Origin of the sequence: Janthinobacterium sp. 13 (genome assembly GCF_002749695.1) — a bacterium.
GTDB classification, from domain to species: Bacteria; Pseudomonadota; Gammaproteobacteria; order Burkholderiales; family Burkholderiaceae_D; genus Janthinobacterium; species Janthinobacterium kumbetense.
The window spans coordinates 641627-660247 of the sequence record NZ_PEEQ01000001.1 but is presented as its reverse complement, the minus strand read 5'-3'; the positions used below and the strand labels follow the sequence as shown (position 1 = coordinate 660247).

Annotated in this window: 16 protein-coding genes and 2 tRNA genes; 14 read left to right on the top strand and 4 right to left on the bottom strand. The window is 62.0% G+C overall.

The window, feature by feature from the left end:
• Positions 1-33 precede the first annotated feature (33 nt).
• The 6 genes from CLU94_RS02725 to CLU94_RS02700 all read left to right on the top strand — a co-directional run bounded on the left by CLU94_RS02725 (position 34) and on the right by CLU94_RS02700 (position 7192).
• The gene (locus CLU94_RS02725; RefSeq protein WP_099664496.1) at positions 34-945 is read left to right on the top strand and encodes a patatin-like phospholipase family protein; all 912 of its coding nucleotides are present in this window, start codon (positions 34-36) and stop codon (positions 943-945) included.
• Positions 946-1004: 59 nt separating this feature from the next.
• Complete coding sequence (locus tag CLU94_RS02720) at positions 1005-1412, top strand: GlcG/HbpS family heme-binding protein (RefSeq protein ID WP_034786036.1); 408 nt, start codon at positions 1005-1007, stop codon at positions 1410-1412.
• A gap of 295 nt (positions 1413-1707) precedes the next feature.
• Positions 1708-2886, top strand: coding sequence for a glutamine-hydrolyzing carbamoyl-phosphate synthase small subunit (carA, locus tag CLU94_RS02715; protein ID WP_099664495.1), 1179 nt, complete (start codon positions 1708-1710; stop codon positions 2884-2886).
• Positions 2879-6109, top strand: coding sequence for a carbamoyl-phosphate synthase large subunit (gene carB, locus CLU94_RS02710; RefSeq protein ID WP_099664494.1), 3231 nt, complete (start codon positions 2879-2881; stop codon positions 6107-6109). Before carA ends, carB begins: the two co-directional genes overlap by 8 nt.
• Positions 6110-6272: 163 nt before the next feature.
• On the top strand, positions 6273-6749 hold the full coding sequence (gene greA / locus CLU94_RS02705; protein ID WP_034757428.1) for a transcription elongation factor GreA: 477 nt from the start codon (positions 6273-6275) through the stop codon (positions 6747-6749).
• Complete coding sequence (locus CLU94_RS02700) at positions 6749-7192, top strand: DUF4149 domain-containing protein (RefSeq protein ID WP_180278571.1); 444 nt, start codon at positions 6749-6751, stop codon at positions 7190-7192. The genes greA and CLU94_RS02700 overlap by 1 nt, the downstream gene beginning before the upstream one ends.
• A gap of 98 nt (positions 7193-7290) precedes the next feature.
• Here the strand turns inward: CLU94_RS02700 and CLU94_RS02695 are convergent, their stop codons facing one another.
• Positions 7291-7761, bottom strand: coding sequence for a YhbY family RNA-binding protein (locus CLU94_RS02695; RefSeq protein WP_010397237.1), 471 nt, complete (start codon positions 7759-7761; stop codon positions 7291-7293).
• Between the two features lie 42 nt (positions 7762-7803).
• Here CLU94_RS02695 and CLU94_RS02690 point away from each other — a divergent pair, with 42 nt between their 5' ends.
• The 6 genes from CLU94_RS02690 (at position 7804) to CLU94_RS02665 (ending at position 13214) form a co-directional block, all read left to right on the top strand.
• Positions 7804-8487 carry an RlmE family RNA methyltransferase gene (locus tag CLU94_RS02690; protein ID WP_034757436.1) on the top strand — a complete coding sequence of 228 codons (684 nt, stop codon included), beginning with the start codon at positions 7804-7806 and terminating at the stop codon, positions 8485-8487.
• 202 nt (positions 8488-8689) lie between these two features.
• Positions 8690-10570 (top strand): ATP-dependent zinc metalloprotease FtsH, encoded by a 1881-nt coding sequence (gene ftsH, locus CLU94_RS02685; RefSeq protein WP_077402824.1) that lies wholly within the window; start codon positions 8690-8692, stop codon positions 10568-10570.
• Between the two features lie 105 nt (positions 10571-10675).
• Complete coding sequence (gene folP / locus CLU94_RS02680; RefSeq protein ID WP_099664492.1) at positions 10676-11509, top strand: dihydropteroate synthase; 834 nt, start codon at positions 10676-10678, stop codon at positions 11507-11509.
• A gap of 40 nt (positions 11510-11549) precedes the next feature.
• Complete coding sequence (gene glmM / locus CLU94_RS02675; protein ID WP_099664491.1) at positions 11550-12887, top strand: phosphoglucosamine mutase; 1338 nt, start codon at positions 11550-11552, stop codon at positions 12885-12887.
• An 81-nt stretch (positions 12888-12968) separates the two neighbouring features.
• Positions 12969-13045 (top strand) — tRNA-Pro (locus tag CLU94_RS02670).
• A 94-nt stretch (positions 13046-13139) separates the two neighbouring features.
• Positions 13140-13214: transfer RNA gene (locus CLU94_RS02665), tRNA-Arg, on the top strand.
• Positions 13215-13299: 85 nt separating this feature from the next.
• On the opposite strand, the gene CLU94_RS02660 is transcribed toward CLU94_RS02665, so the two are convergent.
• The 3 genes from CLU94_RS02660 to CLU94_RS02650 all read right to left on the bottom strand — a co-directional run bounded on the left by CLU94_RS02660 (position 13300) and on the right by CLU94_RS02650 (position 15032).
• The gene (locus CLU94_RS02660; protein WP_099664490.1) at positions 13300-13479 is read right to left on the bottom strand and encodes a hypothetical protein; all 180 of its coding nucleotides are present in this window, start codon (positions 13477-13479) and stop codon (positions 13300-13302) included.
• Positions 13480-13624: 145 nt separating this feature from the next.
• Positions 13625-14191: a PEP-CTERM sorting domain-containing protein gene (locus CLU94_RS28610; protein ID WP_099664489.1), complete on the bottom strand. Its 567-nt coding sequence runs from the start codon at positions 14189-14191 to the stop codon at positions 13625-13627.
• Positions 14192-14480: 289 nt separating this feature from the next.
• The gene (locus CLU94_RS02650) at positions 14481-15032 is read right to left on the bottom strand and encodes a GbsR/MarR family transcriptional regulator (protein ID WP_180278570.1); all 552 of its coding nucleotides are present in this window, start codon (positions 15030-15032) and stop codon (positions 14481-14483) included.
• Between the two features lie 138 nt (positions 15033-15170).
• Here CLU94_RS02650 and cydD point away from each other — a divergent pair, with 138 nt between their 5' ends.
• Positions 15171-16859, top strand: coding sequence for a thiol reductant ABC exporter subunit CydD (gene cydD / locus CLU94_RS02645; protein WP_099664488.1), 1689 nt, complete (start codon positions 15171-15173; stop codon positions 16857-16859).
• Positions 16856-18538: an amino acid ABC transporter ATP-binding/permease protein gene (locus CLU94_RS02640; RefSeq protein WP_099664487.1), complete on the top strand. Its 1683-nt coding sequence runs from the start codon at positions 16856-16858 to the stop codon at positions 18536-18538. Before cydD ends, CLU94_RS02640 begins: the two co-directional genes overlap by 4 nt.
• The last annotated feature ends 83 nt before the right edge of the window (positions 18539-18621 follow it).

The following is an 18621-nucleotide window of genomic DNA, read 5'->3' as shown; positions in this document are numbered from 1 at the left end:
TGCCACTGCCGCGCGCGGTTCTCATTCTCCACCATGTTCCCTAAACGCCTGACCCTGCTTGCCCTGGCCGCCTTTGCGCTGGCCGGCTGCGAAACCACCTCCCCGAAACCCGTCCAGGTATTGACGCCACCCGAGCCCATCGTCGTCACGCCGCGCAAGATCAAGATCGGCCTGGCCCTGGGCGGCGGCGCGGCGCGCGGTTTCGCGCACATCGGCGTGATCAAGGCGCTCGAATCGCAGGGCATCAACGCTGACATCGTCACGGGCACCAGCGCCGGCAGCGTGGTGGGCGCCATGTATGCGGCGGGCAACTCCGGCTTTGCCCTGCAAAAGATGGCGTTCGACATGGACGAGGCGGCCATTTCCGACTGGGCCTTGCCCCTGTTCGGCAAGTCGTCCGGCGTGCTGAAAGGCGAAGCGCTGCAAAGCTATGTCAACAAGGCCGTGGGCGGCGTGCCGCTGGAAAAACTGAAAATTCCGTTTGGCGTGGTGGCGACCGACCTGAAAAATGGCCAGCCGATCCTGTTCCAGCGTGGCAACACCGGCATGGCCGTGCGCGCCTCGTCGGCCGTGCCGGGCGTGTTCCAGCCCGTGACGATCGCGGGTCACACCTATGTCGATGGCGGCCTCGTCGCTCCCGTGCCCGTGCGCTTCGCGCGCGACATGGGCGCCGATTTCATCATCGCCGTGAATATCTCGTCGCAAACGGATACGCAAAAGGCCATCAGCTCGATGGAAGTGCTGATGCAGACCTTCGCCATCATGGGCCAGCGGATCAACCAGTTCGAGCTCAAGGATGCGGACGTGGTGATCCAGCCCAGCCTGGGCACCATGAAGGGCAACGATTTCAACAGCCGCAACCAGGCGATCCTGGCAGGCGAGCAGGCGACCTTTGCCGTGATGGCGCAGCTCAAGCAAAAGCTGAAAGCCAAGCGCGAGCAGTAGGGGATAGCGCTGCTGCGCATTTCGTATACAATTTTGATTCAACATAACAAGGATGCACCATGCAATCGAAACCGATTTTGACCCTGGACGACGTAAAGAAAATCGCTGCCGCCGCCGAAGCGGAAGCGGTCAAGAATAACTGGGCGGTCACGATCGCCATCGTCGACGACGGCGGCCACCTGCTGTGGCTGCAGCGCATGGATGGCGTGGCGCCGATCTCGTCGCACATCGCCCCATCGAAAGCCAAGACGGCCGCGCTGGGCCGCCGCGAATCGCGCATCTATGAAGAGATGATCAACGGCGGCCGCGTTTCGTTCCTGAGCGCACCGGAAATCGACGGCTTGCTGGAAGGCGGCGTGCCCATCGTGTTCGACGGCCACTACGTGGGCGCCGTCGGCGTCTCGGGCGTCAAGTCCGCCGAGGACGCGCAAATCGCGAAAGCGGGCATTGCGGCCCTGACGGCCTAAGTAGTAGCCGCAGTTGCAGAATGAGCCGCCCCGCGCAAGCCGGGCGGCTTTTTTCATGGGGCGGGGGATTTATGCTGCTGCGCAAAAAAATGCCGCCGATTCCGAGTTTTCTTCCTTGTGGAAAAGCTTCCTTTTGGTTATAATTCAAAGGTTTAGCCAATCACACATATACCGTAGCGACTACCCATCCCCTCATTCAAAATGACCGTTGAAACACCCTGAGTGCATCTGGCTCGGGTATCTAGGCGGTCGGTCTGACGTGGCGCAGCTACGGTAACTTTATCAGGAGTTGCCCTTGCCGCCATTTTTTTCTGGCCCTGCCGTTCCAGCCATATTAGCGCTTGCTGATGGAACGATCTTTAAAGGTTTTTCGATCGGTGCCGCCGGTCATACCACGGGCGAGGTTGTTTTCAACACCTCGATGACCGGGTATCAGGAAATCCTTACCGACCCAAGCTATTGCCGCCAGATGGTCACCCTGACCTATCCGCATATCGGCAATACGGGCGTCAATCCGGAAGACGTCGAATCTTCCAAGGTTCACGCCGCTGGCCTCATCATCCGCGATCTGCCATTGCTGGCATCCAGTTTCCGTTCCACGCTCTCCCTGTCCGATTACCTGAAAGCTGAAAATATCGTCGCCATCGCCGGCATCGATACTCGCAAGCTCACGCGCATCCTGCGTGAAAAAGGTGCGCAGGGCGGCGCCATCCTCGTCGGTACGCAAGGCAACGAGCCATCCGCCGCGCAAGCGCTGGAACTGGCCCGCTCCTTCCCCGGCCTGGCCGGCATGGACCTGGCCAAGGTCGTGTCCAGCAAGGATGCCTACGAGTACCGCGAAACGGAATGGACGCTGGGCGAAGGCTACGGCCAGCTGGCCGACGCGGACGCGAAATACCACGTGGTCGCCTTCGACTACGGCGTCAAGCGCAATATCCTGCGCATGCTGACGGCGCGCGGCTGCAAGGTCACCGTATTGCCTGCGCAAGCGACGGCTGCCGACGCCCTGGCGCTCAATCCGGACGGCATCTTCCTGTCGAACGGCCCCGGCGATCCGGAACCGTGCGACTACGCGATTGCGGCGACCAAGGAATTGATTGAGAAGGGCATCCCGACCTTCGGCATCTGCCTCGGCCACCAGATCATGGCTTTGGCTTCCGGTGCGAAAACCCTGAAGATGAAGTTCGGCCACCACGGCGCCAACCACCCGGTGCAAGACCTGGAAACGAAACAGGTCTTGATTACCTCGCAAAACCACGGTTTCGCAGTCGACGCGGCAACCTTGCCCGCGAACTGCCGCGTGACCCATGAATCGCTGTTCGACGGCTCCCTGCAGGGCTTTGCCCGCACGGACAAGCCGGCCTTCTGCTTCCAGGGCCACCCTGAAGCGTCGCCGGGCCCGATGGATGTTGCTTACCTGTTTGACCGCTTCATCAACTTGATGGCTGCGGAGGAGAAAAAGAAAAATGCCTAAACGTTTAGATATCAAAAGTATTCTGATTATTGGCGCTGGCCCGATCGTGATCGGCCAGGCCTGCGAATTCGATTATTCCGGCGCGCAAGCGTGCAAGGCCCTGCGCGAAGAGGGCTACAAAGTCATCCTGGTCAACAGCAATCCTGCGACCATCATGACGGATCCGGAAATGGCCGACGTGACCTATATCGAACCGATCACCTGGTCGGTCGTTGAACGCATCATCGCCAAGGAGCGTCCTGACGCCATCCTGCCGACGATGGGCGGCCAGACGGCGCTGAACTGCGCGCTGGACCTGTTCAACAATGGCGTGCTGGCAAAATACAACGTCGAGCTGATCGGCGCGTCGCCGGAAGCCATCGACAAGGCCGAAGACCGTTCCAAGTTCAAGGACGCGATGACCAAGATCGGCCTCGGTTCGGCACGCTCCGGCGTGGCGCACTCGATGGAAGAATCGTGGGCCGTGCAGCGCACCCTGGGCTTCCCGACCATCATCCGTCCATCGTTCACCATGGGCGGCTCCGGCGGCGGCATCGCCTACAACGAAGAAGAATTCGAAACCATCTGCAAGCGCGGCCTGGAAGCCTCGCCGACGAAAGAGTTGCTGATCGAAGAATCGTTGCTGGGCTGGAAAGAGTACGAGATGGAAGTGGTGCGCGACAAGGCGGACAACTGCATCATCATTTGCTCGATCGAAAACCTCGACCCGATGGGCGTGCACACGGGCGACTCCATCACGGTTGCGCCTGCGCAAACCCTGACGGACAAGGAATACCAGATCATGCGCAATGCCTCGCTGGCAGTGCTGCGCGAGATCGGCGTTGACACGGGTGGCTCGAACGTGCAATTCTCGATCAACCCAGTCGATGGCCGCATGATCGTCATCGAGATGAACCCGCGCGTATCGCGTTCTTCGGCCCTGGCATCGAAAGCGACGGGTTTCCCGATCGCCAAGATCGCCGCCAAGCTGGCTGTCGGTTTCACCCTGGACGAGCTGCGCAATGAAATCACGGGCGGCGCCACGCCGGCATCGTTCGAACCGTCGATCGATTACGTCGTCACGAAGATTCCCCGTTTCACGTTCGAGAAATTCCCGACCGCCGACCACCACCTGACGACGCAGATGAAATCCGTCGGCGAAGTGATGGCCATCGGCCGTACCTTCCAGGAATCGTTCCAGAAAGCCTTGCGCGGCCTGGAAGTGGGCGTGGACGGCATGAATGAAAAGACCAAGGACCGCGAAAAGATCGAAGAAGAACTGGGCGAGCCTGGTCCTGAGCGCATCTGGTACGTGGGCGATGCGTTTGCTCAAGGTTTCACTTTGGAAGAAGTGCACAACCTGACCAAGATCGACCCGTGGTTCTTGATCCAGATCAAGGAAATCGTCGACCTGGAACTGTGGCTGGACACGCAGAAGCTGGAAAACCTGGACAAGAACACCCTGTACAAGTTGAAACAGAAGGGCTTCTCGGACCGCCGCCTGGGCTTCCTGCTGCAGACGACCGACACGGCCGTGCGCCAGCAGCGCCATGCGCTCAACATCCGTCCTGTCTACAAGCGCGTCGACACGTGCGCGGCCGAGTTCTCGACCGACACGGCGTACATGTATTCCACGTACGACGAAGAGTGCGAATCGAATCCGACCGACAAGAAAAAGATCATGGTGCTGGGCGGTGGCCCGAACCGTATCGGCCAGGGTATCGAGTTTGACTATTGCTGCGTCCACGCGGCCCTCGCCATGCGCGAAGACGGCTACGAAACCATCATGGTCAATTGCAACCCAGAAACGGTTTCGACCGACTACGATACCTCGGACCGTCTGTACTTCGAATCCTTGACGCTGGAAGACGTGCTGGAAATCGTCGCCATCGAAAAACCGGTGGGCGTGATCGTGCAGTACGGCGGCCAGACGCCTTTGAAGCTGGCGCTGGACCTGGAAGCGAATGGCGTGCCGATCATCGGCACCTCGCCCGACATGATCGATGCGGCCGAAGACCGCGAGCGTTTCCAGCAGATGCTGCACAAGCTGGAGCTGCGCCAGCCGCCTAACCGCACCGCGCGCACGGAAGCCGACGCTTTGGCGCTGGCGCAGGAAATCGGTTACCCGCTGGTCGTGCGTCCATCGTACGTGCTGGGCGGCCGCGCCATGGAAATCGTCCACGAGCAACGCGACCTCGAGCGCTACATGCGCGAAGCCGTCAAGGTTTCGCACGATTCGCCGGTGTTGCTGGACCGCTTCCTGAACGACGCCATCGAGTGCGACGTCGATTGCATCTCCGACGGCGAAACGACGTTCATCGGCGGCGTGATGGAACACATCGAACAGGCTGGCGTCCACTCGGGCGACTCGGCTTGCTCGCTGCCACCATACTCGTTGGCACCGGAAACCATTGAAGAACTGAAACGCCAGACGGCGCTGATGGCCAAGGGCTTGAACGTGGTCGGCCTGATGAACGTGCAGTTCGCGATCCAGAAACAAGAGATCGATGGCCAGCTGAAAGACGTCGTCTTCGTGCTGGAAGTCAATCCACGCGCCTCGCGCACCGTGCCTTTCGTCTCGAAAGCCACCGGCTTGCAACTGGCGAAGATCGCCGCGCGCTGCATGGTTGGCCAGTCGCTGGCGTCGCAAGGCATCACGCAGGAAGTCGTGCCGCCATACTTCAGCGTCAAGGAAGCCGTGTTCCCGTTCGTCAAGTTCCCTGGCGTGGACACCATCCTGGGCCCTGAAATGAAATCGACGGGCGAAGTCATGGGCGTGGGCCTGACGTTCGGCGAAGCGTTTGTGAAATCGCAACTCGGTGCCGGCGTGAACCTGCCAAAATCGGGCAAGGTCTTCATCAGCGTGAAAGCGTCGGACAAGCCGCGCGCCGTGCAAGTGGCGCGTGACCTGGTCGAGTCCGGCTTCACCGTGGTCGCCACCAAGGGTACCGCCGCCGTGATCGCTGCTGCCGGCATCGCCGTCACGCCAGTGAACAAGGTGATCGAAGGCCGTCCGCACGTGGTCGACATGATCAAGAACCATGAAATCGTGCTGGTGATCAACACCGTGGAAGAAAAACGCAGCGCCATCGTCGATTCGCGGGCCATCCGCACGTCGGCCCTGGCGTCGCGCGTGACGACCTACACCACCATCGCCGGCGCGGAAGCGGCCGTCGAAGGCATCCGCCACCTGGATGAGCTGCGTGTGTACGATTTGCAAGGTCTGCACAAGACCTTGAACTAAGTGCGTTTGCAGTGGCCGCCGTTAGGCGGTACACTGCATGCTTATCAACCACAGAGTTCCGTGCAGAGCAGCGCGCGGCCTCTGTGGTTTTCACTTGGTAAGTCCGTTAACCGTGGCAAAACACGGACAGCGGCGCCGATAACTAGCAGATAGTAGAGATAACATGACCTCAGTCCCATTGACCAAATACGGCGCAGAACTCTTGAAGGAAGAGCTGCATCATTTGAAGACCAAGGAACGCCGCATCGTCATCGATGCGATCGCCGAAGCGCGTTCGCACGGAGATTTGTCGGAAAACGCCGAGTACGATGCCGCCAAGGAACGCCAGGCCTTCGTCGAAGGCCGCATCGCCGAGCTCGAAGGCAAGCTGGGCGCAGCGCAAATCATCGACCCGACCGCGCTCGACGCGGAAGGCCGCGTGGTGTTTGCCTCGACCGTGAACCTGGAAGACCTGGAATCGGGTCAGAAAGTCACGTACCAGATCGTCGGCCTCGATGAAGCCGACTTGAAAATGAATAAGGTTTCCGTGACGTCCCCGATCGCCCGCGCGCTGATCGGCAAGTACGCCGGCGACGTGGTGGAAGTGCAGGCGCCGTCCGGCCCGCGCGAATACGAAATCCTGGAAGTGCTGTACATCTGATGCTGACGCGCGTGCGCCTCCTCGTTGCCGCCCTGTGGGCCGGCAGCCTGTGGACCATCGGCTTCATCGTGGCGCCCACCCTGTTCGGCACCCTCAGTGACCGCGTGCTGGCGGGCAATATCGCCGGCAGCATGTTCCGCGCCGAGGCCTGGCTGTCCATCGCCTGTGCGCTGGTGCTGCTGGCCCTGTTGCAATGGGGCGCGGGCGCGCTGGAACTCAAGCGCCGGCGCTTGCTGGCCGCATTGGTACTATCGATGCTGGTGTGCGCGCTGCTCAGCCATTTCGGCATTTCGCCCCTGATGGCCGAAATCAAGGCGCAAGCGCCGTCGGGCCTCATGGACGAGGCCATGCGCAGCCGCTTCGGCATGCTGCATGGCGTGTCGACCCTGATCTTTGCCGTGCAGAGCCTGCTGGCGGGCGTGCTGATCTGGAAACAGCAGTAATCTTGAATCAGCAGCAATAAAAAAGCGGAGCAGGGAATATCCCGTGCTCCGCTTCTTGTTTCAAGCCCGGCCGCCTTGCGGTGGCCGGGTGAACAGGCTTACTTGCTGCCCAGTGCGCTTTTCTTGGCGCTTTTCTGACGTGGCTTGGCACGCTTGATGGAACCGCCTTCGGTAACGCGCTCATTGCCCTTGATCATGACTTTCGTCACGCTCGGGCGCTTGGTGCCGCTGGCGCTGGCCTTGACGATGGTCACTTCGCGCATGCCTTTGCCGGCGCTGACCTTCTCCTTAACCACTTCTTTTTTCGGACGGTAGATTACCAGCAGTTTGCCAATATGTTGTACCGGGGCGGCGCCGAGATTGCCGCAAATCGTATCGTACATTCCGACGCGGGCTTCGCGGTCGTCGCCGAACACGCGGACTTTAATCAGGCCGTGCGAATCCAGGCCAAGGTCGATCTCTTTGAGGACAGCAGGTGTCAAGCCCGCTTCGCCAATAATGACGATAGGCTTCAGCGCGTGTGCTTCGGCGCGCAGTGCGCTGCGCTCTACGGGTGTAAGTTTTAGCATAATAATATTTAGTAATTCCCTTAAAAGCAGTATTCTACGCGAATGGCAAAGAAGAAATTAAACAAAAACTGGTTGCACGACCACATAAATGATCCTTATGTGAAGTTGGCGCAAAAAGAGGGTTACCGCGCCCGGGCAGCATACAAGCTGAAAGAAATCGATGAAGACGAGAAACTGATCAAACCTGGCCAGGTGATCGTCGACCTGGGTTGCACTCCTGGCAGCTGGGCCCAGTACACGCGGCGCAAGCTGGCCGGCAAGGACGGCGGCGGGGTCAATGGTACCCTGATTGGCCTGGACATGCTGGAAATGGAGCCGATCGCCGATTTCCACTTCATCCAGGGCGACTTCCGCGAAGCGCGCGTGTTGCGCCAGCTGGAAGTGGTGTTGCAGGGCCGCAAGGTTGACCTGGTCCTGTCGGACATGGCGCCCAACCTGTCGGGCATCGCCACGGCGGATGCCGCGCGCATGGAACATTTGATCGACCTGGCCATCGAATTCTCGCAATTGCACCTGAAGCCGTCTGGCGTGCTGCTGGTGAAATGCTTCAAGGACATGGGTTTCAGCCAGATCGTGGAGAAATTCCGCGCCGAATTCAAGGTCGTCGTGCAGAAAAAGCCCAAGGCCAGCCGCGATAAATCGTCGGAAATCTTCCTGATGGGCCGTGGAATCAAGAATCCGCTGAAAAATGCCGTGGAAGAAGATGATTCCGCCCTTGATATTTAAGAGGGAATCCGCACATGGGAACGAGAAGTGCAGTAGCGTCTGATGGCATAAAAGCCTAAATTGTTTATACTGCATTTTTTTGCGTGAACGCGATTTTTTCGCGCGCACGGATCGGCGGGCTTTGGCACGGCCCGCTTATTGCGAGTAAAATCGTGTTTCTAGCTATAGGTAAAGAGATGCGCACTGCATCCAAGGAGTCTTCGTGAATAACATGTTTTCCAAATCTGCCATCTGGGTAGTCGTATTGCTGCTGTTGTTCATGCTGTTCAAGCAATTCGACAGTCATGGCGCCACAGGCGGCAGCAAGGCCATCGCTTATTCCGATTTGCTGGATGAAGTCAAAGCCAAGCGCGTCAAGGATGTCGTGATCGAAGGTTCGTCGATCACCGCCAAGCTGATGGACGACACCAAGGTGCGTACCACCGCCACCAGCCTCGACAAGGGCTTGATCGGCGACTTGCGCGACAATGGCGTGCATTTCGATGTGCGTCCGCCCGAGGAAGCGTCTTTCCTGCAAACTATTTTTGTTTCCTGGTTCCCCATGCTGCTGTTGATCGGTGTCTGGGTGTTCTTCATGCGTCAGATGCAAGGCGGCGGCAAGGGCGGGGCATTCTCGTTCGGCAAGTCGAAGGCGCGCATGATGGATGAAGCCAGCAACACCGTCACCTTCGCCGATGTCGCCGGTTGCGACGAAGCGAAAGAAGAAGTCAACGAAGTGGTCGACTTCCTCAAGGATCCGAGCAAATTCCAGAAACTGGGCGGCCGCATTCCCCGCGGCGTGCTGATGGTCGGTCCTCCGGGCACGGGTAAAACCTTGCTGGCGCGCGCCATCGCCGGCGAAGCCAAGGTGCCGTTCTTCTCGATTTCCGGTTCCGACTTCGTGGAAATGTTCGTCGGCGTCGGCGCCAGCCGCGTGCGCGACATGTTTGAAAACGCGAAAAAGCATTCGCCATGCATCATCTTCATCGACGAGATCGACGCTGTCGGCCGTCACCGCGGCGCCGGCATGGGCGGCGGCAATGACGAACGCGAACAGACCTTGAACCAGTTGCTGGTCGAGATGGACGGTTTTGAAGCGAACTCCGGCGTGATCGTCGTGGCCGCCACCAACCGCGCCGACGTACTCGACAAAGCGCTGCTGCGTCCGGGCCGTTTCGACCGCCAGGTGTCCGTCGGCTTGCCCGATATCCGCGGCCGCGAGCAGATCTTGAACGTGCACATGCGCAAAGTGCCTATTGGTACCGACGTGAAAGCCGATATCCTGGCCCGCGGCACCCCCGGTTTCTCGGGCGCGGACCTGGCCAACCTGGTCAACGAGGCAGCCCTGTTCGCCGCGCGCCGCAGCAAGCGCCTGGTGGAAATGGCGGACTTCGAAGATGCGAAAGACAAGATCTACATGGGTCCAGAGCGTAAATCGATGATCATCCGCGAGGAAGAGCGTCGCAATACGGCTTACCATGAGTCCGGTCACGCCGTCGTCGCCAAGCTGCTGCCGAAGGCCGATCCCGTGCACAAGGTAACGATCATGCCGCGCGGCTGGGCCCTGGGCCTGACGTGGCAGTTGCCGGAACACGACAATCTGTCCGCCTACAAGGACAAGATGCTGGAAGAAATTTCCATCCTGTTCGGTGGCCGTATCGCCGAAGAGATTTTCGTGGGCCAAATGTCCACGGGCGCATCGAACGACTTTTCGCGCGCCACCAAGCTGGCCCGTTCCATGGTGACCCGCTTCGGCATGTCCGACAGCATGGGTGTGATGGTCTACGAAGACAGCGAAAACGAAGGTTTCTTCGGTGGCGCCACGAAGACGATCTCGGAAGCGACGCAGCAAAAGGTCGATGCTGAAATCCGCAACATTCTCGACAAGCAATATGCTTTGGCGCGCACCTTGCTGGAAAGCAACCGCGACAAGGTCGAAATGATGACCAAAGCCTTGCTGGAATGGGAAACCATTGATGCAGAGCAAATCAACGACATCATGGCCGGCCTGGAGCCGCGTCCACCGAAAGTCATCCCGCCACGCCGCAATGCGGGCGACAGCGGCACGGGCGGCATCTCGCCCAACGTGACGGCGCCAGCCTGATAGCGACCACTGCCTGATTAGTGGCATGCAAGAGAAGGGTAAGGAGCAATCCTTGCCCTTTTTCGTTGCCGCAGCAGTTTTTTCCTGACGACTACAAAGATTCACATGCGACACTATTTGCAATTCGGCCGTTTCGGCTTCAACCTGCAGGGCACGCAGGCGCTGGTGATGGGCATCCTGAACATCACGCCCGACTCGTTTTCCGATGCGGGCCAGTACCAGCACCTGGAATTTGCCATTTCCCGCGCCGAGCAGATGATCATCGACGGTGTCGACATCATCGACATCGGCGGCGAATCGAGCCGCCCCGGCGCGCCGCCGCTGCCGCTGCAAGACGAGCTGCAGCGCGTCATGCCGGTGCTGTACGCCTTGCGCGACTGCGGCAAGCCCCTGTCCGTCGACACCTACAAGCCGGAAGTGATGCGCGAAGCCATCCTGGCGGGCGCCGACATGATCAACGATATCAACGGTTTCCGCGCGCCGGGCGCCATCGACGCCGTGCGCGACAGCGATTGCGCGCTGTGCATCATGCACATGCAAAACGTGCCGGAAACCATGCAAGCCCAGCCGCAGTACGAAGATGTGGTGCGCGAAGTCATCGACTTCCTGCGCGAGCGCATCGACACGATGACGGCGGCCGGCATCGCCCGCGAGCGCCTGTGCGTCGATCCCGGCTTTGGCTTCGGCAAGACGGTGGAACAGAACTATGCCTTATTGCGCGCCACGCGCCAGTTGCGCAGCGAACTGGGCCTGCCCGTGCTGGCCGGGCTGTCGCGCAAGTCGATGATCGGCGCCGTCACGGGACGTCCCGTCGAGCAGCGCCTGGCCGGCAGTGTTGCCGGTGCACTTGCTGCGGTAGCGCAAGGTGCGGAAATTATCCGTGTGCATGATGTAGCTGAAACCGTCGATGCACTGAAGGTCTGGCGCATGGCACACTGAGCCTGTAAGATTTATCATAAACAACAAAAAGAGAAATACTATGACGCGTAAATATTTTGGCACGGATGGCATCCGCGGCCTGGTGGGCACGGCTCCGATCACCCCCGACTTCGTCATGCGCCTCGGCTATGCTGCCGGCAAGGTGCTGGCCAAGTCGCAAGGCGGCAAGACGCGACCGACGGTGCTGATCGGCAAGGACACGCGCATTTCCGGCTACATGCTGGAAGCGGCGCTGGAAGCGGGCCTGTCGGCCGCCGGCGTGGATGTGATGCTGGCCGGCCCTATGCCGACCCCGGCAATCGCCTACCTGACGCGGGCGCTGCGCCTGTCGGCCGGCGTGGTCATTTCCGCTTCGCACAACCCGTACCACGACAATGGCATCAAGTTCTTTTCCGGCCAGGGCACCAAGCTGCCCGACAGCGTGGAACTGGAAATCGAAGCGGCGCTCGACGAGCCCATGGCTTGCGTGCCCTCGGACAAGCTGGGCCGCGCCAAGCGCCTGGACGATGCCCAGGGCCGCTACATCGAATTTTGCAAGGGTACCTTCCCGAACGAGCTGGACTTGCGCGGCCTGAAGATCGTCGTCGATTGCGCGCATGGCGCCGCCTACCATATCGCGCCGCACGTGTTCCATGAGCTGGGCGCGGAAGTCATCGCCATCGGCAACAAGCCCGACGGTTTCAATATCAATGCGGGCTTCGGCGCCACGGCAACCAAGGCCATGGCCGAAGCCGTCGTCGAGCACGGCGCCGACCTGGGCATCGCCCTCGATGGCGACGCCGACCGCCTGATCATGTGCGATGCCACGGGCCGCCTGTATAACGGCGACGAGTTGTTGTACGTCATGGTCAAGGACCGCCTGGCGACAGGCCCCGTGGCCGGCGCCGTCGGCACCCTGATGACGAATATGGCGCTGGAAGTGCTGTTCAAGCAGCAGGGTATCGGCTTTGCGCGCGCCAAGGTGGGCGACCGCTACGTGCTGGAAGTCATGAAGGAAAAGGGCTGGATACTGGGCGGTGAAGGTTCCGGCCATCTGCTGTGCCTGGACAAGCACACGACGGGCGACGGCATCGTTTCCGCGCTGCAAGTATTGTCCGCCCTCAAGCGCAGCGGCCAGAGCCTGCAGCAATGCCTGGCCGAACTGGTGCTGTTCCCGCAAACCCTGATCAACCTGCGCGTGGCGCCCGGTTTCGACTGGCAAAAAAATGCCGCCATGGTGGCCGAGAAAGAACTGGTCGAGGCCGAGCTGGGCGACACGGGTCGCGTGCTGATCCGCGCTTCCGGCACCGAGCCGCTGATCCGCGTGATGGTCGAGGCAAAAGATAAGGAAAAGGCCGAGTCGATGGCGCGCCGCATTGCGGATAAAGTGGCTGTGTAAAGGCAGGCGCCGATAGTTATTTCCATCTAATTCGTCTATGGCAATTGACGAAATTGGGTGGGGGCGTTATTATCTTGTCTTCGGAGTGTGGCGCAGCCCGGTAGCGCACCTGGTTTGGGACCAGGGGGTCCAAGGTTCGAATCCTTGTACTCCGACCAAAGTCATAAGCGGGCTGTCAGAAATGACAGCCCGTTTTCTATTCCGCGCTGGCATTTCATTGCTGGCGCGCATGGATTAAAATACTGCACCTCTCCGCCCATCGTTCAACGGATAGGACAACGGTCTTCTAAACCGTGAATGGGGGTTCGATTCCCTCTGGGCGGACCAGTTTCATACTGGCCACGATCATGCTGCGGCAAGCTGCCGCAACGCACCCCATCTTTCCCCCACATCCGGTTTTTCGCGCAGCGGTTCAGGGCTGCGCGCCCAGCACCACACTCAGCAAATACAGCAGCGGCGCCGCGCACAGCAGCGCGGAACACAGCGACAGCACTTTCTTGCTGGCCAGGCGTGCCAGGCGCAGCCGTTCGCGCACGGGCAAGTGCTGGCGCAGCGCATGGCGCGCGCGCGGCTGGAATGGGGATTCATGCATGTGGACTCCCTCGCAACGGTGACTGAAGATGCCGGTCAGCATAGCGGGAGAGGCATAAAGGCGGTGTAAAGAGTGGGCGGCGCGGCGCAAGCGCGCTGTAAACATGGGTGCGCCGGCGCCGTGTTGCGGGTCTTGCCCGATGCTCTTATTTTGCCTGGCGGCGGCGCGCCAGGACGCCGAGCAGGCCCAGGCCGGCGAGCAGCATGGCATAGGTTTCCGGTTCAGGGACGGCGGAAACGTAGGCGCGGTAATTGCTCAGGTCCTTGGGCAAGCCTGCCACCGTGAAGGTCGTGCCGGCTGCGACGGGCGCTGCCCATTGGAAGACCAGTTCGCCCTGGCCGAAATGGATGGCCAGGTAATCATAGGCCGCCGCACTCGTGAAGGAATTCACCCCGCCGCTGGCGCCTGCCGTGGTGCCGGCGGTGCAGCCTGAGGTGGCATTGTCGCAAAACGAGACGGCCGCACCCAGGCTGGTGCCGAAAACGCCGTTGATATAGCCCTGGATGTCGGTGGGACTCTGCGGCACGAGATTGTCGTTATAGTATTTCACCATGAGGGCAGGTGACGGCGAGTAAGTGACGGTGCTGCCTTCGATGCTGAAACCGCTGGCCGGTCCCACATCGACCCATGTAGCAGCCTGTGCCACGCCCATGCAGGCCGTCAGGGCGGCCAGCATGGATGCCCGTATGGCAATGCTTGTTATGCTTTTCATGAAAATCCCCTTTTATTTTATTGCAGACATTTCACTGCTTCAGGGTGCGCGCCATCCGGTCAGGGAGGTCGACTTGTCGCCCGGTCGCCTTTGCGTGAGTACGCATATGCAAGCTTAGTCTTGATGTAAATTAATACAATTTAAATAATGCTATTGGCATGCTTGACAACATCGCATACGGCTATGTATGGCTGTGCTGGCGAAAGCCTGTACGGCGAGCGGAAATGGCGTGACAAGGCATGCCAGCTTGTGCTAGCAATGCATTGAGTAGGGAGAGGGGCGGCGGGTTTCAGTCGCTGTTATTGCTGACGCCGAACAGGCGATCCTTGGCATTGAGCAGCTTTTGCACCTTGGTGCCCATTTTCATCAACTGCGCCATCGATTCGGGCGACAGGCGCTGCAAGTCGTCGAACCAGGTGTTGGCCAGGTCGACCAGTTCATACATTTCGCGCATGCGCTCCTGCGCATACTGGTCGACGGGTTCCGTGGCCGGCGCCAGCAGCGATTCGCGCAGCACCGTCAAGGTCGGCGCCACTTCGCGGCGGCGGCGCTCGGCGGCCACCACGCGGAAGATTTGCCACACATCGCCCAGCGAGGAAAAATACTCGCGCCGGTCGCCGGGGATGCGCGACTGGCGGATCAAGCCCCAGCCCTGCAATTCCTTCAAGCCGATGCTCACGTTCGAGCGTGAAAAACTCAGGTGTTCCGCGATTTCATCCGCGTGTAAAGGATGCTCTGCGACAAACAACAAGGCGTACACTTGCCCCACTGTCCGGTTAAAGCCCCAGCGGCTGCCCATCTCGCCGAAATGGCTGACGAAGGTCAGGATCAGCGGCGTCATTTGGATATGTTGAGTTTTCATAATTATCTGAATTTTTTCACGCCACACCCGCAGGGTCAATTGATATATGTCATGTTTCGCAGTATTATACAAAATATCGAATTTACAGAAAATTCTGAAAACTCAAAAAGTATAGATATGCCTACCACGCCGCTGTCCTTGCCCCGCTTTATCCTTCCCCGTGCCGCCAGCCTGGCGCAGGGCGGTGCCGCCTTGCTGTGGCTGCCGCAAGCGGCCTTGCTGGCCTGGGCCGTGCAAGCCATGCTCGCCGGTGCACCCTGGCGCGCGGCCCTGTTGCCGGCAGCCGGCGTGCTGCTGCTGGGCATGCTGCGCGCCGGCTGCGAAGCGTGGGGCGCGCGGCGCATGTATGCGGCGGCGCGCGACCACTTGTCCACCTTGCGCGCGCAAGTGGCGCAAGCGCTGGCGCACCGTTCGCCGCTGGACCGCCAGCGCGCCCAGTCGGGGCAGGCGGCCAGCGTCATCGCCGAACAGGCCGAAGCCATCGTGCCCTACCTGGTGCGCTACAAGCCCGCGCGCTGGAAGGTCATGCTCGTGCCGCTCGTGATCCTCGCCGTGGTGACGCCCCTGTCGTGGATCGCTGCCCTGATCCTGCTCATCGCCGCGCCCCTGATTCCCGTCTTCATGGCCCTGGTGGGCATGGGCGCGCAAGCGGCCAGCCGCGCGCAGATGGTGGAAATGGGCAGCATGAACGCGTTTCTGCTGGACCGCCTGCGCGGCCTGGCTACCCTGCGCGCGCTCGACGCCGTCGATGCCACGGCCGCGCGGCTGGATGCCTCGTCGCAATCCGTGCGCCGGCGCACGATGGTCGTGCTGCGCATCGCCTTCCTGTCGTCGGCCGTGCTGGAACTGTTTTCCGCGCTCGGTGTCGCCATGGTGGCCGCGTTTATCGGTTTCTCCTTGCTGGGCAGTATCAATTTCGGCACCTGGGGCCGCGAACTGAGCCTGGGGCAGGGCTTGTTCATCCTGCTGCTGGCGCCCGCGTTTTTCGAACCCTTGCGCGAACTGGCCGCCGTCTGGCACGACAAGGCGGCCGGCGAAGCGGGCCTGGCCGGCCTGCACGACTTGGCGGCCGAGGGCGTGCCCCTGCCCGGCGCCGGCGTGGCAGCCGCTGCCGTCTCCGCCGCCGCCATGGCCGTGGCGCCGCCGCCCGCTATCGAAATCCATCAACTGCGCTTTGCCCATCCCGGCGAGGCGCCCGTCTTCGACGGCTTCGACCTGACCGTGCGCGCCGGCGAACATGTCGCCCTGCTGGGCGCCAGCGGAGCCGGCAAGACCACCTTGCTGTCCTTGCTGGCCGGCTTGCTGCCCGCCAGCGGCGGCGAGATCCGCATCGGCGGCGTGCGCCTGAACGATGGCACCGTGAATACCTTGCGCCAGCGCATGGCGTGGATGGGCCAGCGTCCCCACGTGTTTGCCGCCTCCGTCAGCCAGAACGTGACCCTGGGCCGCGTCGGCGCGCATGCCGCGCAAGTGACGCAGGCGCTGCACCTGGCCGACCTGGCTGCCGTGGCGCAGGCGCAGCCGGCCGTCATGCTCAGCGATGGCGGGCAGGGCTTGTCCGGCGGCGAAGCCGTGCGCCTGGCCCTGGCCCGCGTGGCCCTGCATCCGCATGCGGACTTGCTGCTGGTCGATGAACCGACGGCCCACCTGGACAGCGAAACGGCGGCGCGCGTGACGGACGCCTTGCTGGAATTGGCGAAAGGCAAGACGATGATCGTCGCCACGCACGACCCCGTGCTGGCCGGCCGCCTGCAGCGCACGGTGCAGGTCGATGCCCGGGCGCAGGCACAGGAGTTGCGCGCATGAACACCACACTGATCTCGCATCCCGTCCTGCGGCAATTGCTGCTGGCCCAACCAGGCAAGCTGATCGGGGGCGCCTTGCTGGCGGCCCTGACGGCGGTGTCCGGCATGGCCTTACTGGGCTTGTCCGGCTGGTTCATCACGGCCACCTCGATTGCCGGCCTGCACGCCTCGACGGCCATCCTGTTCGACGTGTTCGGCCCGTCGGCCGGCATCCGCCTGCTGGCCATCGGCCGTACGGGTTCGCGCTATGCGGAACGCCTCGTCACGCACGACGCCACGTTCGCCGCGCTGGCCAGCATCCGCGTGCAACTGTTCCGCGGCTGGTCGCGCCCGGAAGCGGCCAGCCGGCTGCTGCGCCAGCCCGCCAAGCTGCTGTTCCGCCTGACGGCCGATATCGATGCGCTCGAATCGCTGTACCTGCGCCTGCTGGTGCCTGCCTTCACGGCCCTGTGCGCGGCCTTGCTGGCGGGCGTGGCGCTGGGCGTGATGCAGTGGCAGCTGGGCCTGGGCCTGGCCGCGTGGCTGCTGGCCGCCGGCGGCGGCATCAGCTGGAGCGTGGCGCGCCGCGCCCGCCGCCCGGCCATCCTGCGCTCGCGCGCCATCGAAAAACTGCGTTCCGGCGCCATCGACCTGGTGGCCGGCCAGACGGACCTGGTGATGGCGGGCCGCATCGACGCCCAGTGCGCGGCGCTGGCACGGATCGACCGCTCGCTGGCGCAAGCCGATTTCGCCCTGCTGCGCCTGGAAACGGCGGCGGGCGCCGCGTATGGCGTGGCCGGCAGCGCGACCCTGGCTGGCGTGCTGCTGGCCGTCGCCGCGCTGGTGCAGCAGCAGGCGCTGAGCGTGCCGGCCGCGGCGCTGGCCCTGCTGATCGCCCTGACGGCCGTGGAACCGTTTGCGGGATTGCGCCGCGGCGCGCTGGAAGCGGGGCGCATGCTGCTGGCGATGCGCCGCCTGGCGCCGCGCCTGGAGCAGCAGGATGTCGCCACGCTGCCCCTGGATGCCGCACCGGGCTTGCGCTTGGAACACGTCAGCGCCGCGCATGCGGGCAGCCATGTGGCCATCCTGCATGACGTATCGCTGCACATCGCCGCCGGCGAGCGCGTGGCCTTGATCGGCCCCAGCGGCGCGGGCAAGTCCACCTTGCTGGCCCTGGCCGCGCGCGAGCTGGCGCCATTGTCGGGCAAGGTGAGCGCGCCGCGCGCCTGTCTGTTCACGCAGAAGACGGAATTGTTCCAGGACAGCTTGCGCGACAACCTGCGCCTGGCCGACCCCGCCGCCAGCGATGCGCAGCTGTGGGCGGCCTTGCAGGCGGCCGGCCTGGACGACGAGGTGCGCGCCCTGGCGGGCGGCCTCGACACCATGCTGGGCGAGGGCGGCCTGGGCTTGTCGGGCGGCCAGGCGCGGCGTTTGGCGCTGGCGCGGCTGTTCCTGCACGAATCGACCTTGTGGCTGCTCGACGAAGCGACGGAAGCGCTGAATGCGGGGACGGCAAGCGACGTTTTGCAGCGCTTGCGCGCGCGCTGCGAAGGGCGCAGCTTGCTGATCGCAACCCACTTGCGGCGCGAAGCGGCGCTGGCGGATCGGCTGCTGCGCATCCGCGACGGCCGCATCGTCGAAGAGCTGCGGCGCGGCACGGATGGCTTCGAAGCGGCCCTGGCGGGCTTGCGGGGGGATTGACAGGGACGGAGACAGGCGGTGCCGCACGCCAGCCCGAAGGCGGCGGAACCAATCGAATCGCATCAGATAGATACCAAGTTTAC

Bases quoted from the DNA above. Each gene is read 5' to 3' on its own strand.
- folP (WP_099664492.1), top strand. From the start codon at position 10,676: ATGCGACACTATTTGCAATTCGGCCGTTTCGGCTTCAACCTGCAGGGC.
- CLU94_RS02720 (WP_034786036.1), top strand. From the start codon at position 1,005: ATGCAATCGAAACCGATTTTGACCCTGGACGACGTAAAGAAAATCGCT.
- CLU94_RS02725 (WP_099664496.1), top strand. From the start codon at position 34: ATGTTCCCTAAACGCCTGACCCTGCTTGCCCTGGCCGCCTTTGCGCTG.
- CLU94_RS02660 (WP_099664490.1), bottom strand. From the start codon at position 13,479: ATGCATGAATCCCCATTCCAGCCGCGCGCGCGCCATGCGCTGCGCCAG.
- carB (WP_099664494.1), top strand. From the start codon at position 2,879: ATGCCTAAACGTTTAGATATCAAAAGTATTCTGATTATTGGCGCTGGC.
- CLU94_RS02650 (WP_180278570.1), bottom strand. From the start codon at position 15,032: ATGACGCCGCTGATCCTGACCTTCGTCAGCCATTTCGGCGAGATGGGC.
- glmM (WP_099664491.1), top strand. From the start codon at position 11,550: ATGACGCGTAAATATTTTGGCACGGATGGCATCCGCGGCCTGGTGGGC.
- cydD (WP_099664488.1), top strand. From the start codon at position 15,171: ATGCCTACCACGCCGCTGTCCTTGCCCCGCTTTATCCTTCCCCGTGCC.
- CLU94_RS28610 (WP_099664489.1), bottom strand. From the start codon at position 14,191: ATGAAAAGCATAACAAGCATTGCCATACGGGCATCCATGCTGGCCGCC.
- CLU94_RS02695 (WP_010397237.1), bottom strand. From the start codon at position 7,761: ATGCTAAAACTTACACCCGTAGAGCGCAGCGCACTGCGCGCCGAAGCA.
- CLU94_RS02690 (WP_034757436.1), top strand. From the start codon at position 7,804: ATGGCAAAGAAGAAATTAAACAAAAACTGGTTGCACGACCACATAAAT.
- CLU94_RS02700 (WP_180278571.1), top strand. From the start codon at position 6,749: ATGCTGACGCGCGTGCGCCTCCTCGTTGCCGCCCTGTGGGCCGGCAGC.
- greA (WP_034757428.1), top strand. From the start codon at position 6,273: ATGACCTCAGTCCCATTGACCAAATACGGCGCAGAACTCTTGAAGGAA.
- CLU94_RS02640 (WP_099664487.1), top strand. From the start codon at position 16,856: ATGAACACCACACTGATCTCGCATCCCGTCCTGCGGCAATTGCTGCTG.